The following is a 14,125-nucleotide window of genomic DNA, read 5'->3' as shown; positions in this document are numbered from 1 at the left end:
GGGCTGGGTGGGGTGCCGGGCGGCGCCGGAGGGCTGCCCGGGGCTGGGTGGGGTGCCCGGTGGTGCCGGAGGGCTGCCCGGGGCTGGAAATGGGGTGCCCGGTGGCGCTGGATGGCTGCCGGGGGGTGGAACGCCGTCCGGCGGTGGTTGGGGCGGGGGCTTCACGGGGCTGTAAGGCGGGCCTCGGGCCATGTTCCCCTGATGTCCGTACCGATCGGCACAATGGCGGCATGAGCTCCGAGACTGCCCCCCGCGTCCTGACCGTCGGTTTCGACCTGGACATGACCCTCATCGACTCGCGCCCCGGGATCAAGGCCACCTACGAGGCGCTGGCGGCGGAGACGGGCGCGTACATCGACGCCGACGAGGCCATCACCCGCCTCGGGCCACCGCTGGACGAGGAGCTCGCGTACTGGTTCCCCGAGGCCGAGATCCCGGCGATGGCCGACCGCTACCGCGAGATCTACCCCACGCACGCCATCGCGGCGACCCCGGCCATGCCGGGCGCCCGCGAGGCGATCGAGGCGGTCCAGGCCATTGGCGGCCGCGCGATCGTCGTCACCGCGAAGCACGAGCCGAACGCCCGGCTGCACCTGGCGCACCTGGGCATCGAACCGGACGCCGTCATCGGCTGGCTGTGGGCGGAGGCCAAGGCCGGCGCCCTGCGCGAGTACGACGCGCAGATCTACGTCGGCGACCACGTCGGCGACGTCCGCGGGGCCCGTACGGCGGGCGCGCTGTCGGTGGCGGTGCCGACCGGCCCGTGCCCGGAGCCGGACCTGCTCGCCGCCGGCGCGGACGTCGTCCTGCCGGACCTGACCGCGCTCCCGGCCTGGCTGGCGGCGTACGTCGAGGCGCGGGGCGAGGGCACCTCCGAGCCGACGGCCGACACGGCGGCCCAGGCGTAGGGCCTGTCCGGCGGATCACGCCCGGCCTGGGCCGGCTCACGTCCTGCCCGGGCCTGTTCACGCCCGGCTCGCCCCGGGCCATGCCCGGGGCGGGAAACATCCCGCCGGGCGACGCCCGCGTCCCGCCGGGTCAGGCCAGGTTCCGCCCGGTAGACGCAGATCCTGCCCCGGCCCCGGTCCCGCCCAGGTCGGCCCAGGCCCGCCCCCCCCTTCAGCCCCGGGGCTGGGACGCGCGGGCCGTGCGGCGTTGGGACGCGATGCCGCGCATCACGCCGGCCGCCGCGATGGCGAAGCCGACGCCCATGAGCATGCACACCGCCCACGCGTACGACGGGAACGGGTCGGTGTCGAGGAAGAGCGGGGCCATGGTCGCCAGCGTGGCCACGGCGCCCACGATGAAGACGATGCCACCGGCCTTGACCAATGCGTCGCCCGGCCGCGCTTCGTCGGGAGAAGGAGTAGCAGTCACCTCACCAGGGTAGTTCCCTGGCCGAAGCGTCCACCAGGAAGGACCGGGGGACGTCTTGTCAGGCGCCCCGCGACCATTAGCCTGGAGGAGGCGGGTCACAGATGACCCGCTGCACTGCTATCCGGAGCCGTTTCTTTCGGTGCAAACCGGACGGCAATTCGGACCCGACGAGCACAAGGACAGAGGACGGACGTGCCTACCGGCAAGGTCAAGTGGTTCAACAGTGAGAAGGGCTTCGGCTTTCTCTCCCGAGACGACGGCGGAGACGTCTTCGTCCACTCGTCGGTGCTCCCTGCCGGGGTCGATTCCCTCAAGCCCGGCCAGCGCGTCGAGTTCGGTGTCGTCGCCGGCCAGCGCGGCGACCAGGCGCTTTCGGTGACGGTCCTGGACCCGGCACCGTCGGTCGCGGCCGCCCAGCGCCGCAAGCCGGACGAGCTCGCCTCGATCGTGCAGGACCTGACGACCCTGCTGGAGAACATCACGCCGATGCTGGAGCGGGGCCGCTACCCCGACAAGGTGCACGGCACGAAGATCGCGGGCCTGCTGCGCGCGGTCGCGGACCAGCTCGACGTCTGAGCCGCCACCGCCGCCCAGGTCAAACGGCCGTGCCCCGCCCCTCGAAAGAGTGGCGGGGCACGGCCGTTCGGTCAGGTGAGCGCTTACGGGAACGCCAGGGCGTTCGGGGCGATGGGCGGGACCAGGCCTTCCGCCGCCGCCCGCGTGAGCAGGCCGCGTACCGCCGCGTAGCCGGCGTCGCCGAGGTCGGCCGTGAACTCGTTGACGTACAGCCCGATGTGCTGGTCGGCGACCGCCGGGTCGAGCTCCTGCGCGTGCGCCCGTACGTAGGGGCGGGAGGCCTCCGGGTCGTCCCAGGCCATCAGGACGGACGTCCGGGCGGCCCCCGCCAGCGCGCGCAGGGTCGCGGCGCCCAGCGAGCGCTTGGCGATGATCGCGCCGAGCGGGATCGGCAGCCCCGTGGTGTCCTCCCAGTGCTCGCCCATGTCGGCCAGGCAGTGCAGCCCGTAGTTCTGGTACGTGAACCGGGCCTCGTGGATGACCAGTCCCGCGTCCACCTTGCCGTCGCGCACCGCGGGCATGATCTCGTGGAACGGCAGCACGACCACCTCGCCGACCCCGCCGGGCAGCACGTCCGCCGCCCACAGCCGGAACAGCAGGTACGCCGTCGAGCGCTCGCTCGGCACCGCCACCGTCTTCCCCGTCAGGTCCACCCCCGGCTCGCGGGTGAGCACCAGCGGCCCGCAGCCGCGTCCCAGCGCCCCGCCGCAGGGCAGCAGCGCGTACTCCTCGAGGACCCAGGGCAGGACGGCGTAACTGACCTTCAGTACGTCGAACTCGCCGCGCTCGGCCATGCCGTTGGTGAGGTCGATGTCGGCGAAGGTCACGTCGAGCGCGGGTGCGCCGGGGACGCGTCCGTGCGCCCACGCGTCGAAGACGAAGGTGTCGTTCGGGCAGGGCGAGTAGGCGATCCGCAGCGGGTCACGGTCACCGGCGGGCGTCTGCATGGCGTTCTCCCCAGTTCGCGAGTACGGGCCCCAGCGTGCGGAATCCCGCGGTCAGGGCGGCGAGCGCGTCCCCGATCCGCCAGGCGTCGCGGTCGCGCGGGCCCACGGCGTTCGAGACGGCCCGGACCTCCAGGACGGGCAGCCCGTGCGCGGCGGCGGCCTCGGCGACCCCGAACCCCTCCATGGCCTCGGCCCCGGCCAGCGGGTGACGGGAGGTGAGCTCGGCGGCCCGTTCGGCGGTGCCGGTGACGGTGGAGACGGTCAGGACGGGGGCGAGCAGCGCGCCGGTGGCCTCGGCGGCGCGGGCGGCGAGATCGGCGGGCGGCAGGTGCACCGAGTGGCCGAAGCCGAGCTCGGTGACGGTGGCGAAGCCCTCGGGCGTCTGCGCGCCCAGATCGGCGGCGACGACGGCGTCCGCGACGACGAGGGAGCCGGGCGGGGCGGCGGGCGCGAACCCGCCGCCGATGCCCGCGCTGACGACGACGTCGTAGTCGGCCCGTGCCAGGGCGGTGGCCGTCCCGGCCGCGGCGGCCGCCGGTCCCACACCGGCGACGAGCACGTCGACGGCGAGGCCGGGAAGGTCGCGGCGGGAGACGGGGTATCCGCCGGGAAGCAGGCGCGGCTCGGGTGCGGGGGTGTCCGGATGAGGGGTCAGACCGGCGACGACGGAGTCGGCCTCCGCCGTCACCGCGGTCACGACGAGCGCGCGCACGGGTTACGTCACGACTTCACGTTGAGCTTGAACGACCAGATGGACGCCGGCTTGCCCTCGTCGTTGAACTGCATGATGGACAGGACCTTGGACGGCGGGGCCTGGCCGCCCTGGCCACCGGTGCCGAAGATGTCGACGTTCGGGAAGCTCTTGTAGGTGTTGGTGGAGGTGTCGGTGATCGGCTGCCCGTCCAGGAACGCCGACCACTTCTTGCCGTCCTCGACCATCTCCGGCTCGACACCCATGCGCAGGGTGTCGCCACGGGTGTAGTCGATGTTCTTGGGGTCCGTGGGCTCGGTGATGCACTGCTGGACCTTCTCCAGCGAGGCGAGCTCCGCGGCGTCCCGGCAGTCGGCTCCGGCCTCGGTGGTCACCGAAGTGCTGCCGACCGTCACCGTCGCCAGCGGCGTCGGCTTGTCGCAGGCGGACAGGACGAGGAGGCCGGCGGATACGGCTCCGAGGGCCGCGACGCTGCGGCGGCCCCTACCCGAGAAAAGCGGTGCGGTCATGAGCCGAAGGCTATCGGGCCGATCTGTCCTGTACACCACGGGGGCACCACGCCCCGCCGACCGGCCCCGGAAGGGCCCGTACGAGACCCCGGACGGGCCCCGCGGCGGCGCGAAGCCCGGAAGGGCCCGGACGCGCGCCGTGACGCCCGCCCCGGAGGGCCTACGCCACCCGGGGGCGGGCGGAGTCCTGCCGGCGGCGGGTGGGGGAGAGCAGGCCGCGGAAGGCCATCACCGTGCCGGCCGCCACGATGGACGCGGCCACCGACATCCCGAGGACCCCGTTCAGCGGCAGCGCGATCCCGATCGCCCCGCCCACCACCCACGCCATCTGGAGCAGCGTCTCCGAACGGGCGAACGCCGACGTACGGACCGCCTCGGGCACGTCCCGCTGGATCATCGCGTCCAGGGACAGCTTCGCCAGCGCCTGGCAGAAGCCCGCCGTCGCGGCCAGGACGGCCATGAACAGCGCGGAGAAGAACAGCGCCGCCAGGACCGCGACCCCCAGCGTCACCGCCAGCACCGCCGCCACGATCGCCTCCGGGGCCCGCGCCCGCAGCCACGCGCCCACCGCCGTGCCGCACGCGTTGCCCAGGCCCGCCGCGACGCCCACGATGCCCAGGGACACCGCCGCGCTCTGCCCCGCCACCGGGTGCTCGCGCAGCAGGAACGCCAGGAAGAAGATCAGGAACCCGGACAGCCCGCGCATCGCGGCGTTCGCGAACAGCCCGCACAGCACCGACGGCCCCACCGTCCGCAGCCCCGGCTTGCGCGAGCGGGGCTCGTGCGTGGAGAGCCGGGCCCGGGTCTCGCCCTTCGCCTCGTCCACCTTGTGGGGGAGCGTGGTCGCGGCGACCGTCCCCGCCACGAAGATCGCGCAGGCGCCGTACAGCGGCCACTCGGGCCCGATCATGTGCAGCAGCGCCGCCACCGGCGCGGCGGCCCCGGTGGCCAGCAGGCCCGCCAGCGTCACCCGCGAGTTCGCCTTGACGAGTGAGAACCCCCGCGGCAGCAGCCGCGGCACCACCGCGCTGCGCACCACGCCGTACGCCTTGGAGGCCACCAGGACGCCGAGCGCCGCCGGGTACAGCTCGAGACCCCCCGTCGCGACCGCGCCCGACATCATCAGCGCCAGCAGCGCCCGCGCCAGCATCGAGGCCGCCATCGCCGCCCGCCGCCCGTGCGGCAGCCGGTCCAGCAGCGGGCCGATGACCGGCGCGAGAAGGGCGAACGGCGCCATGGTGATCAGCAGGTACAGGGCCACCCGGCCGCGCGCCTCGTCCGTGGGCACCGAGAAGAACACGGTGGACGCCAGGGCCACCGTGATCATGACATCGCCGGCGCCGTTGACGGCGTGCAGCTCGATCAGCTTGCCCAGGCCCGATTCGCCGGCCCCCTGGGCGTGCGTCGCCCGCCGGATCCCGCGCGCCGTCCCCGTGATCGGCTGGTGCAGGGCGCGCCCCACCGTCCGGCCGGCCCTCCGGACCCGGCCGGAGCCGTCGTCGGACGACCGCGCGGGTGCCACCTGGCCATAGTGCCCCACGGCGGGCCCCCGGACTCCTCGCGGCACGGATCCGGCGCCACGGACCGGCCCGCCGCACCCCGCCGCCGACCCCCTGGAGCAGGTTCCGGCGTCCGCGAATCGGACTTGCATGTGGGCCCAGGGCTGCGAAGGAGGTAGCGTGCGTAGCGCGCCACCGGCGGTTGCTCTTGGCCGCGCGCCTCTTCGGCATCCCGCAGAATGGATGCAGTAGGTGCGCCCGAGGCCGATCGGGTGCGGACGTCGACGCGGCCCTCTGGTCCGCTCCGCCCGCGCCACGTGACGACAGGACCGACGGGTCGTTCAGGACGACAGTACGGACGGCGCACTCGTGAGACGGCGTAGGAGAGAACGAGACCAGTGAGTGCTGCGACGACGCGAAGCCGTACCCCGCGTACCCCCGACCGCCTGTGCGCCGAGGCCGTAGACCTCGCCCGCGCCGCGGCCGAGGAGGCCGCCGCCCCCGGAGTGGTGGGCGAGCACGTGTCCGTGATCGCGGAGGGCGACCGCGTCGTCACGCACTTCTTCGAGTGCAAGGAGGCGGGCTACCGCGGCTGGCGCTGGGCCGTCACCGTGGCCCGCGCCTCCCGCGCCAAGGTCGTCACCCTCGACGAAACGGTGCTGCTGCCCGGCTCCGACGCCCTCCTGGCACCCGAGTGGGTGCCCTGGAGCGAGCGGCTGCGCCCCGGCGACATGGGCCCGGGCGACCTGCTGCCCACCGACGCCGAGGACCTGCGGCTGGAGCCCGGCTACTCCGGCGAGGACGCCCCGCCGCCGAACTCCGTCGTCTCCGAGGAGATGGCCGAGCTCGTCGAGGCCGAGGACGCCGACGTCACCGACCGGGCCTTCGTACCCGAGCGCGGCTCCATCACCTCCGTCGCCGAGGAGCTCGGCATGCGCCGGGCCCGCGTGCTGTCCCGGTACGGGCTGCACACCGCCGCCGACCGCTGGGACGAGACGTACGGCGCGAAGACCCCGATGGCGCAGGCGGCGCCCGCCTCCTGCGTCTCCTGCGGCTTCCTGGTGAAGATCGGCGGCTCGCTGGGCCAGGCCTTCGGTGTCTGCGCCAACGAGTTCGGTCCGGCCGACGGCCGGCTGGTCTCCCTCTCGTACGGCTGCGGCGGCCACTCCGAGGCCGCCGTCATGCCCAAGCCGCCGCGCCCGGCCCCGCCGGTGCTCGACTCGATGCACGCTGACGAGTTCCCGCTGCGCCCGGCCGAGGACACCGGTTCGGTGCCCCTGGCGGACGACCAGGCGGCCGATTTGGGTCACTCGTAGGGACCCTCCCGCCCCGCTGAGGGGCAGTCACGGCACCGCGTATTCCGGTTGTTGCGCAGACCCGAACCATGACGGGTCTATGGCCGGATGTGTGCGGCGCGCGACATTCGTGGGGCGGACCGGAACCCGGTCCGCGCGCGGCATCCGCACCCACCCCTCAGCGAGGCATTCATGACCCAGCCCGCCCCGTCCGTCCCGCCCGCCCCGCCGGCACCGTCCGTCCCGCCCGGCATCACCCATGTGCTCGTGGGCTACAGCCCGGTGATGCTGGCGAAGCTCGACGCGGCCCTGCCCGAGAACAGCGTGCTCGTCGTGGAGGAGCCCGCCGTCGTGGCCGCGCGCGGCATCAACGACCTGGCGCGCACGCACCGTTGCGTGGGCGGGCTGCTCACGGCCCCCAGCCAGGACGAGGAGCACCCGGAGCGGACCGTCGCCACCGTGCCCCGGCCGCCGCACGTGCGCGCCGTGGTCCCGGTCGTGGAGTACGGCGTCGTGGCCGCCGCCGCCCTCGCCGAGGCCTGGGGCCTGCCCGGCGCCGGCCCGAAGGCCGCCCGCGCCCTGCGGGACAAGGCGCTGCTGCGGGCCACGGTCGCCGGCACCGACCTCGCCCAGCCCGCCTGGGCGCCCGCCCGAAGACACCAGGACGTCGACGCCTTCCGCGCCGCGCACGGCGGCGCCTGCGTCCTCAAGCCCGCCAACCGGCAGGCCAGCCTCGGCGTGCAGGTCCTCGACGCCGCCGACGACACCGCCGCCGCCTGGGCGCACACCACCACCGCCGACGAGGCCTCCTTACGCGCCGCCTACCCCGACGCCGCCCGTTACCTCGTCGAGCAGCGGCTGTACGGTCCCGAGGTCAGCGTCGAGGCCGTGGTCCACGAGGGCCTGCTGGGCTTCACCAACATCACCGCCAAGACCGTCCAGGACTCCCGCCACCCCGTCGAGACGGGCCACACCCTCCCGGCCGGGCTGCCGGAGCCGCAGGCCGCCGCGCTGCGCGGGGCGGTGGCGGTGCTGGTCGCGGCCACCGGCTTCCGCTCGGGCGTGCTGCACTCGGAGTGGATCCTCCACGAGGGCCGCCCCCACCTGGTCGAATGCGCCGGCCGGCTGCCCGGCGGCGGGATCACCGCCCTGATCGACCTCGCGTACGACACGGACATCCTGGCGGCACTCCTGGCCGTCCTGGACGGCAGCGACACGGGCCACGGGCCGGGCGCGGGGGGCGCCGTGCCGCTGCCGCCGCTGACCGCCGTCCGGGGGGCGGCCGTACGGTTCCTGCGCGCCGCCGCCGGGCAGGTCGCCGACGTGCGCGGGGCCGAACCCGCACGGCTGGCGCCCGGCGTCCACGAACTGCACCTGGCCGTCGCGCCCGGCCACACCGTGCACACCGTCACCAGCTCCTGGCAGCGCGCCGGTTACGTCATCGCCACCGGCCCGGACGCCGCCGCGGCCGCCCGCAACGCCGAGGCCGCCGCCGCCCTGGTCACCATCGAGACCACGCCCGCGCCCGGTGGTGGCCGGTGAAGCGGATCGCGCTCTCCGACTACGTCCCCGCCACCCGCGCCGGCCGCACCTTCGCGCTGATCTCCCTGATCAACGCCGTCGGCACCGGGCTCTTCCTGGCCGGCTCCACCGTCTTCTTCATCCGTTCGGCCGGGCTCTCCGCCCCGCAGATCGGCACCGGCCTGGCCGTCTCCGGCGTCGCCGGCTTCCTCGCCACCGTCCCCGTCGGCGCGCTCAGCGACCGGATCGGCGCCCGGCGGACCCTGATCGCCCTTCAGGTCTGGCGGGCCGGCGGGTTCCTCGCGCTGACCCTCGTGCACGGTCCCGTCGGGTTCACCGTCGTGGCCTCCTGCCTCGCCGCGGCCGAGGGCGCCACCATGCCCATCACCCAGGCGGTGGCCTCCGACACCACCGAGGAATCCGACCGCACCCGCACCATGGCCATCATCCGTACCGTGCGCAACGTCGGCTTCTCCGTCGGCGCCCTGCTGGCCGCGCCCCTGCTCGCCTCCGGCAGCACCGCCGCCCTGCGCGCCCTGGTCTGCGGCACCGCGGCCGCCTTCCTCGCGTCGGCGGCCATGCTCGGCCGGCTGCGCCTCGTACGCACCGGCGCCGTCGCGCGCAAGGTGGGCCCGCTGACCGCCATCAGGGGCTTCCGCGACGGCCGCTACCTGGCCCTGGCCGCGCTCAACGGCGTGCTCAACCTGCACACCACGATCCTGGCGGTCGGGCTGCCGCTGTGGGCCGTGCAGGCCACCGGGGTCTCCGCCGGGTTCGTGCCGGTGCTGGTGCTGGTCAACACCGTGCTGTCGATCGCCTTGCAGGTGCCGGTCTCCAAGGGCGCGGAACGTCCGGGCGGCGCGGTCCGCGCGCTGCGGCTGGGCGGCCTCGCGCTGGCCGTGTGCTGCGCCGGCCTGGCAGCGGCCGACGGCAGGCCGCCCTGGGCCGCCGGGGCGCTGCTGGCAGCGGCCTGCGTGGCCCTGACGTTCGGTGAGATGTGGCAGGCCGTCGGCGGCTGGGACCTCTCCTACGAGTTCGCGCCCGAGGACCGCCGGGGCGTCTACCTGTCGGTGTTCAGCCTCGGCAACACCGGCCAGCGCATCGTCGGCCCCGCCCTGGTGACCGGCGTGGTCATCGCCGCCGGCCCGGCCGGCTGGGCCGCGCTCGGCCTGGTCTTCTGCCTGGCCACCGCCCTGGCCGGGCCGGTCACGCGGGCGCTGGAACGGCAGCGGGAGGCGGCCGCCGGGGCCGCGCCCGCCGCCGCGTACGCACCTCACTGACCGGCACCGAGAACCGAGCGGCACCGAGAACCGAGCGGCACCGAGAACACGGCGTCGCCGAGAACCCGAGCGTCGCCGAGAACCCGAGCGTCGCCGAGAACCCGAGCGTCGCCGAGAACCCGAGCGTCACCGAGAACCGAGCGAGAGGACAGGCGTGGTGAAAGATCTTCTGGTCGTCGGCGTCGGCACGATGGGCCGGCCGTACGTCGACGCCGCGAAGCGGCTGGGCGTCCGGGTCCGCGCGGTCGAGTCCGAGGCCCTCCTCGGCACCCGCCGCCCCGAGGACGCCGACGTCGCGTACTACGCCGTCCCCGACGCCCTGGACGAGTCCTGGCAGGACGGCGTCACCCGGGCGGTCGCCGAGCACACCCCCGACGGCGTCCTCGCCTTCGCCGAGGCCCACGTCCTGGCCGGAGCCCTCGCCCAGGACCGCCTGGGGCTGCCGGGCCCGTCCCTGCACGCCGCCGTCATCTCCCGCAACAAGGCGCTCCAGCGCACCGGTTTCGGTGCGTACGGCGTGCCGCAGCCCGCGTTCCTGCTCGCGCCCCGGCTCGGGGCGGCCCGGAAGTGGATGACCGAGCGGCTCCCGGTGGTGGTCAAGCCGCTCTCGCTGGGCGGCAGCGAGGGCGTCGAACTCGTCAGCACCCCCGCACAGGCCGAGGAGATCGCCGTACGCCGGGGCGGGGAGGGCAAGATCCTGGTCGAGGAGGCGGTCCAGGGTCCCGAGTACAGCTGGGAGGCCCTGGTCCACGAGGGCCGGGTGCTGTTCGAGAACGTGACGGAGAAGGAGACCACCGCCCCGCCGTACTTCGTGGAGCTCTCCCACCGCTGCGGACACCGCTTCCAGGACCCGGTGCTCGCGGCGCGGGTCGACGCGCTGACCGAGGGTGTCCTGCGCGGCCTGGGGATGCGGACCGGGCTGGTCCACCTGGAGTTCCGGGTGGGCGTGGACGGCCCGGTCCTGATGGAGGTCGCCGTGCGCACCCCGGGCGACTTCCTGGCCGAGGCGGTCGGCCTGACGTACGGCTTCGACCTGCACGAGGCCGTGGTCCGGCTCGCCCTCGGGCTGCCGCTGGGGGATCTGGTGCGCACCGAGCCCGTCGCGTACGCGGCGACGTACTTCCCGACCTGCGCGCCGGGCACCGTCACCGCGGTCGACGGGGCCGAGGAGGTCGCCGCCCACCCGGCGGTCGTCCGCGTCGCGCTGCGCAAGGGGCCCGGGGACACGGTGGGCCGGCTGACGTCGTCCTCCCAGCGGCTGGGGCACGTCCTGGTGCGGGCGGACTCGGTGGCGGAGCGGGAGGACGCGCTGAAGTTCGTGGCGGAACGGCTGCGGATCTCCGTACGGAGCTGACCGGCCGGCACACGCGCCGCTCTCCGGTGCGTTCGGAGGAACCTGGACCGGAAACGCCGGGCCGGTCCTGTGAACCGGTCTTGCCAAAGTGACGTGTTGACCTCAGAGTCCACTCCCGGGACCACACAAGGAGACTTCGCATGGCCGACAGCACGCCCCGCCGTACCGTCCTCGCCGCCTCCGCCGCCGCACTCGCCGGCACCGCCCTGGCCGGATGCGGCGGTCAGGGCGGGGACCAGGGCGGCAAGACCGTCCCCGGTGCCGACGCCCCCGCGACCGGCGCTCCGGAGGCCCCGGCCTCCGCCGGCGCGCCGGCGCCGGGCGGGAAAGCGCTCGCACAGACCGCCGACATCCCGGTGGGCGGCGGAAAGATCTTCAAGGACCAGAAGATCGTCGTCACCCAGCCCAAGGCCGGCGAGTTCAAGGCCTTCTCCGCCGTCTGCACCCACCAGGGCTGCGCCGTGACCTCCGTGACGGACGGGAAGATCGTCTGCCCCTGCCACCAGAGCCTGTTCAAGGTCGCCGACGGTTCCGTCGACAGCGGCCCCGCCACCCGTCCGCTGGCCGCCCAGAAGATCAAGGTCGAGGGGGACAAGATCACCCTGGCCTGAGCCGCTTTCGCGGCCGGCCCGGCGCCGTCGCTAGGACCGGTCGGCCCCGCGCCGCCCCAGGAGCCGCTTGCCGCCCAGCAGCAGCACCGCCGCCCCCGCCAGCACCAGCGCCCCCAGCGTGACGTTCCCGCCCTTCCCGGCGGGCGCCGACGGGGCCGCGCCGGGGGCGGCGGGCTGCCCGCCCGACGCGCCCGACGCGCCCGCCGCGCCCGACGTGCCGGGCGCGGCGGCGGCGCGCACCGGGATGGCCACGACCTGGCTCTTCGTGCCCTCGGCGCCGAACATCAGCGTCGAGCCGTCCGCCGAGTACGTCACCGACTCCGCCTGCCCCTGCCACGGCGCGTCCACCCGCTCGCCCTCGCCCTCGGGCCGGCCGTCCTTCCAGGGGTACGTCCGCGCCAGCAGGTAGCCGCGCAGCGTCAGCCGGGTGCCGTCCGGCGAGAACGCCCCGTCCGTCACCCACGGCACGTCGGCGACCCGCCGGAACACGTTCGAGGCCCCGCCGGCCGTCAGTTTCTCCGGGCCCTCGTACAGCCCGCCCTTCTCCTTGTCCTTGCTCGCGATGTACACGCGCCCGGTCACCGGATGCACCATCAGCGACTCGGCGTCGCGCGGGCCGTCGGCGTACCGCACCGTGAACCGGGTCGCCTTCACGGTCTGGTCGCCGAGCCGTTCGGGTTCGGGGAAGCGGTAGATCCAGACGTGTTCCCAGGTGCCGCCCCGGTTGTCGCCGATGTCGCCGAGGTACAGCTGGCCGTCGGGGCCGAGCGAGACCGCCTCGACGTCGCGCGGGGTGCCGATGCCGGTCAGGGTGATCCGGGCCACCGTCTGTCCGGTGGCCGCGTCCACGCCGTAGACGTACGGGCCGTCGTCGCTGTCGTTGTGCGTCCAGTACACGCCCGGGTGGACCTTGCTGGCCGTCAGGCCGCTGGACTCCGTGATGCGGGGGTCCGCGATCGTGAACGACGACGGCGCCCCGGCCGACGCCCCCTCGGCCGCGACGGCGGCCGGGGATCCGGCGAGCACCAGGGCGCCCACGGCGCCGAGGACGACGGCGGACACGGCGGACGCGGCGGACCGCGGGGACACGACGGGCGGAACAGGCGGCAACGGGCGCATGCCCCAAGCGTGCCAGGCCACCCCGCCATGATCGGCGTGTCCGGCATCACAGCAGCGTGCCGCGCCCGATCCGCGATGATGACCGGATGCGTTTCATGTTCGTCGGCGACTCCATGACCATCGGACGCGCCGGCGACTACACCTGGCGCTACCGGATGTGGCAGCACCTCAACGCGACCTTCGGCGGGCCGTACAAGATCGTCGGCCCGCGCTGCGAGGTCTACGACACCTTCGCCGACGCGCCGGTCAGCCACGACTACGCCGACCCCGCCTTCCCCGACGGCGCCCGCCGCCACCTGGCCGGCTGGGGCGAGGGCTGGCAGCACATGGCCCCGCTCATCGGCCCGGCCGCCGCCGCCCACAAGGCCGACGTGCTCCTGGTCTCGCTCGGCCTGATCGACCTCGGCTTCTACACCGACGCCGACCAGACCGCGGCCAACGTCCACCGCTTCGTGGCGGCCGCGCGCGAGGCCCGCCCGGCCGTACGGATGGTCCTGCTCCCGGTCATCCCCAACAGCCGCGCCGAGGCCGACGCCCCCTTCGCGGCCGAGGTCGCCCGCTTCAACGAGCTGCTGGCGAAGGCGGTCGCCGACCTCTCGACGGACGCCTCCCCACTCCTCCTGGCGGCCCGCCCCGAGGGCTACGACATCCACCGCGACACCTACGACGGCACCCACCCCAACGCCTCGGGCGAACACCGCCTGGCCGCCGAATTCGCCTCGGCCCTCCACCAGGCCTGGGACCTGGGCGGCCCGTACACCGGCCACTGACCGCCCCGCTCCCCGCGCCCCGCCTCCGTGTCCGGGGCGCCGGGCCTGTTCCGCAGCGGGACACGCACTGGGAGATCATCCGTTGCATCGTCCGGGCGCTGGAACGGCGATTCGGAGACGACGTGAAGGTGAAGTCGGACGTGCGCATCGACTTCCCCGGCCACCGCAACGCCTTCTGCCCGGATGTCGCCAAGCTCCGGGACGACGCCGTGCAGGATGCCAAGGGGCACGGGGACTACGCGGACGTGGAGTTCATCGCCGAGGTGATCTCCAAGGGCACCGGGATGAACGACTACGGCCCGAAGAAGACCGCGTACGCCACCGCCGGAGTGCCCGTCTACCTCATCGTGGACCCCTACACCGGCAAGTGCGTCGTCCACACCCTCCCCGAGGACGGCGAGTACACGCAGGACGTGCGGGTCGCCTTCGGCGTGGACATCGACCTGACCAAGACCCCGCTGGACCTCACGCTCGCTACGGACGGCTTCCCGAGGGACTGAAGCGCCCGCTTCGCGCGGGGCACTTGCTTCGAGTGCACTCGAAGCAGAAGGCTTG

General features: G+C 74.5%; 15 protein-coding genes. 9 read left to right on the top strand and 6 right to left on the bottom strand.

All coding sequences use genetic code 11. From position 1 onward, the window contains the following. The first annotated feature begins 230 nt into the window (after positions 1-230). Positions 231-908, top strand: coding sequence for an HAD family hydrolase (locus ACIPXB_RS25765; protein ID WP_401453747.1), 678 nt, complete (start codon positions 231-233; stop codon positions 906-908). Positions 909-1,119: 211 nt separating this feature from the next. Here the strand turns inward: ACIPXB_RS25765 and ACIPXB_RS25760 are convergent, their stop codons facing one another. Beyond that, positions 1,120-1,377 carry a hypothetical protein gene (locus tag ACIPXB_RS25760; RefSeq protein ID WP_401453746.1) on the bottom strand — a complete coding sequence of 86 codons (258 nt, stop codon included), beginning with the start codon at positions 1,375-1,377 and terminating at the stop codon, positions 1,120-1,122. A 192-nt stretch (positions 1,378-1,569) separates the two neighbouring features. On the opposite strand from ACIPXB_RS25760, the gene ACIPXB_RS25755 reads away from it, so the two are divergent. Next, positions 1,570-1,953, top strand: a complete 384-nt coding sequence (locus ACIPXB_RS25755; protein WP_322975534.1) for a cold-shock protein — start codon at positions 1,570-1,572, stop codon at positions 1,951-1,953. An 83-nt stretch (positions 1,954-2,036) separates the two neighbouring features. Here the strand turns inward: ACIPXB_RS25755 and ACIPXB_RS25750 are convergent, their stop codons facing one another. The 4 genes from ACIPXB_RS25750 to ACIPXB_RS25735 form a co-directional block, all read right to left on the bottom strand. Then, on the bottom strand, positions 2,037-2,900 hold the full coding sequence (locus ACIPXB_RS25750) for a 1,4-dihydroxy-6-naphthoate synthase (RefSeq protein ID WP_401453745.1): 864 nt from the start codon (positions 2,898-2,900) through the stop codon (positions 2,037-2,039). Further along, positions 2,881-3,612, bottom strand: coding sequence for a futalosine hydrolase (locus ACIPXB_RS25745; protein WP_401453744.1), 732 nt, complete (start codon positions 3,610-3,612; stop codon positions 2,881-2,883). The genes ACIPXB_RS25750 and ACIPXB_RS25745 overlap by 20 nt, the downstream gene beginning before the upstream one ends. A gap of 8 nt (positions 3,613-3,620) precedes the next feature. Further along, positions 3,621-4,121, bottom strand: coding sequence for a DUF2771 domain-containing protein (locus ACIPXB_RS25740; RefSeq protein ID WP_401453743.1), 501 nt, complete (start codon positions 4,119-4,121; stop codon positions 3,621-3,623). A 160-nt stretch (positions 4,122-4,281) separates the two neighbouring features. Continuing rightward, positions 4,282-5,643 carry an MFS transporter gene (locus ACIPXB_RS25735; RefSeq protein WP_401453742.1) on the bottom strand — a complete coding sequence of 454 codons (1,362 nt, stop codon included), beginning with the start codon at positions 5,641-5,643 and terminating at the stop codon, positions 4,282-4,284. A gap of 375 nt (positions 5,644-6,018) precedes the next feature. Between ACIPXB_RS25735 and ACIPXB_RS25730 the strand changes: the two genes are divergently transcribed. The 5 genes from ACIPXB_RS25730 to ACIPXB_RS25710 all read left to right on the top strand — a co-directional run bounded on the left by ACIPXB_RS25730 (position 6,019) and on the right by ACIPXB_RS25710 (position 11,681). Continuing rightward, positions 6,019-6,936: a DUF3027 domain-containing protein gene (locus ACIPXB_RS25730; protein WP_401453741.1), complete on the top strand. Its 918-nt coding sequence runs from the start codon at positions 6,019-6,021 to the stop codon at positions 6,934-6,936. A 171-nt stretch (positions 6,937-7,107) separates the two neighbouring features. Further along, positions 7,108-8,457 (top strand): ATP-grasp domain-containing protein, encoded by a 1,350-nt coding sequence (locus ACIPXB_RS25725; RefSeq protein ID WP_401453740.1) that lies wholly within the window; start codon positions 7,108-7,110, stop codon positions 8,455-8,457. Next, on the top strand, positions 8,454-9,716 hold the full coding sequence (locus tag ACIPXB_RS25720) for an MFS transporter (RefSeq protein WP_401453739.1): 1,263 nt from the start codon (positions 8,454-8,456) through the stop codon (positions 9,714-9,716). Before ACIPXB_RS25725 ends, ACIPXB_RS25720 begins: the two co-directional genes overlap by 4 nt. A 157-nt stretch (positions 9,717-9,873) precedes the next feature. Next, the gene (locus ACIPXB_RS25715) at positions 9,874-11,070 is read left to right on the top strand and encodes an ATP-grasp domain-containing protein (protein ID WP_401453738.1); all 1,197 of its coding nucleotides are present in this window, start codon (positions 9,874-9,876) and stop codon (positions 11,068-11,070) included. 140 nt (positions 11,071-11,210) lie between these two features. Then, a complete protein-coding gene (locus ACIPXB_RS25710) occupies positions 11,211-11,681 on the top strand; it encodes a Rieske (2Fe-2S) protein (RefSeq protein WP_401453737.1) in 471 nt (156 codons plus the stop codon). 30 nt (positions 11,682-11,711) lie between these two features. On the opposite strand, the gene ACIPXB_RS25705 is transcribed toward ACIPXB_RS25710, so the two are convergent. Further along, entirely contained in the window at positions 11,712-12,800 is a 1,089-nt protein-coding gene (locus ACIPXB_RS25705; protein ID WP_401453736.1) for a WD40 repeat domain-containing protein, read from the bottom strand. Between the two features lie 86 nt (positions 12,801-12,886). Here ACIPXB_RS25705 and ACIPXB_RS25700 point away from each other — a divergent pair, with 86 nt between their 5' ends. After that, positions 12,887-13,570, top strand: a complete 684-nt coding sequence (locus tag ACIPXB_RS25700) for a GDSL-type esterase/lipase family protein (protein ID WP_401453735.1) — start codon at positions 12,887-12,889, stop codon at positions 13,568-13,570. Continuing rightward, complete coding sequence (locus tag ACIPXB_RS25695) at positions 13,513-14,070, top strand: Uma2 family endonuclease (RefSeq protein ID WP_401453869.1); 558 nt, start codon at positions 13,513-13,515, stop codon at positions 14,068-14,070. Before ACIPXB_RS25700 ends, ACIPXB_RS25695 begins: the two co-directional genes overlap by 58 nt. Positions 14,071-14,125 lie beyond the last annotated feature (55 nt).

Origin of the sequence: Streptomyces sp. NPDC090022 (assembly GCF_044748145.1) — a bacterium.
Taxonomy (GTDB): Bacteria; Actinomycetota; Actinomycetes; order Streptomycetales; family Streptomycetaceae; genus Streptomyces.
This window is presented reverse-complemented; position numbering and strand designations above follow the sequence as displayed.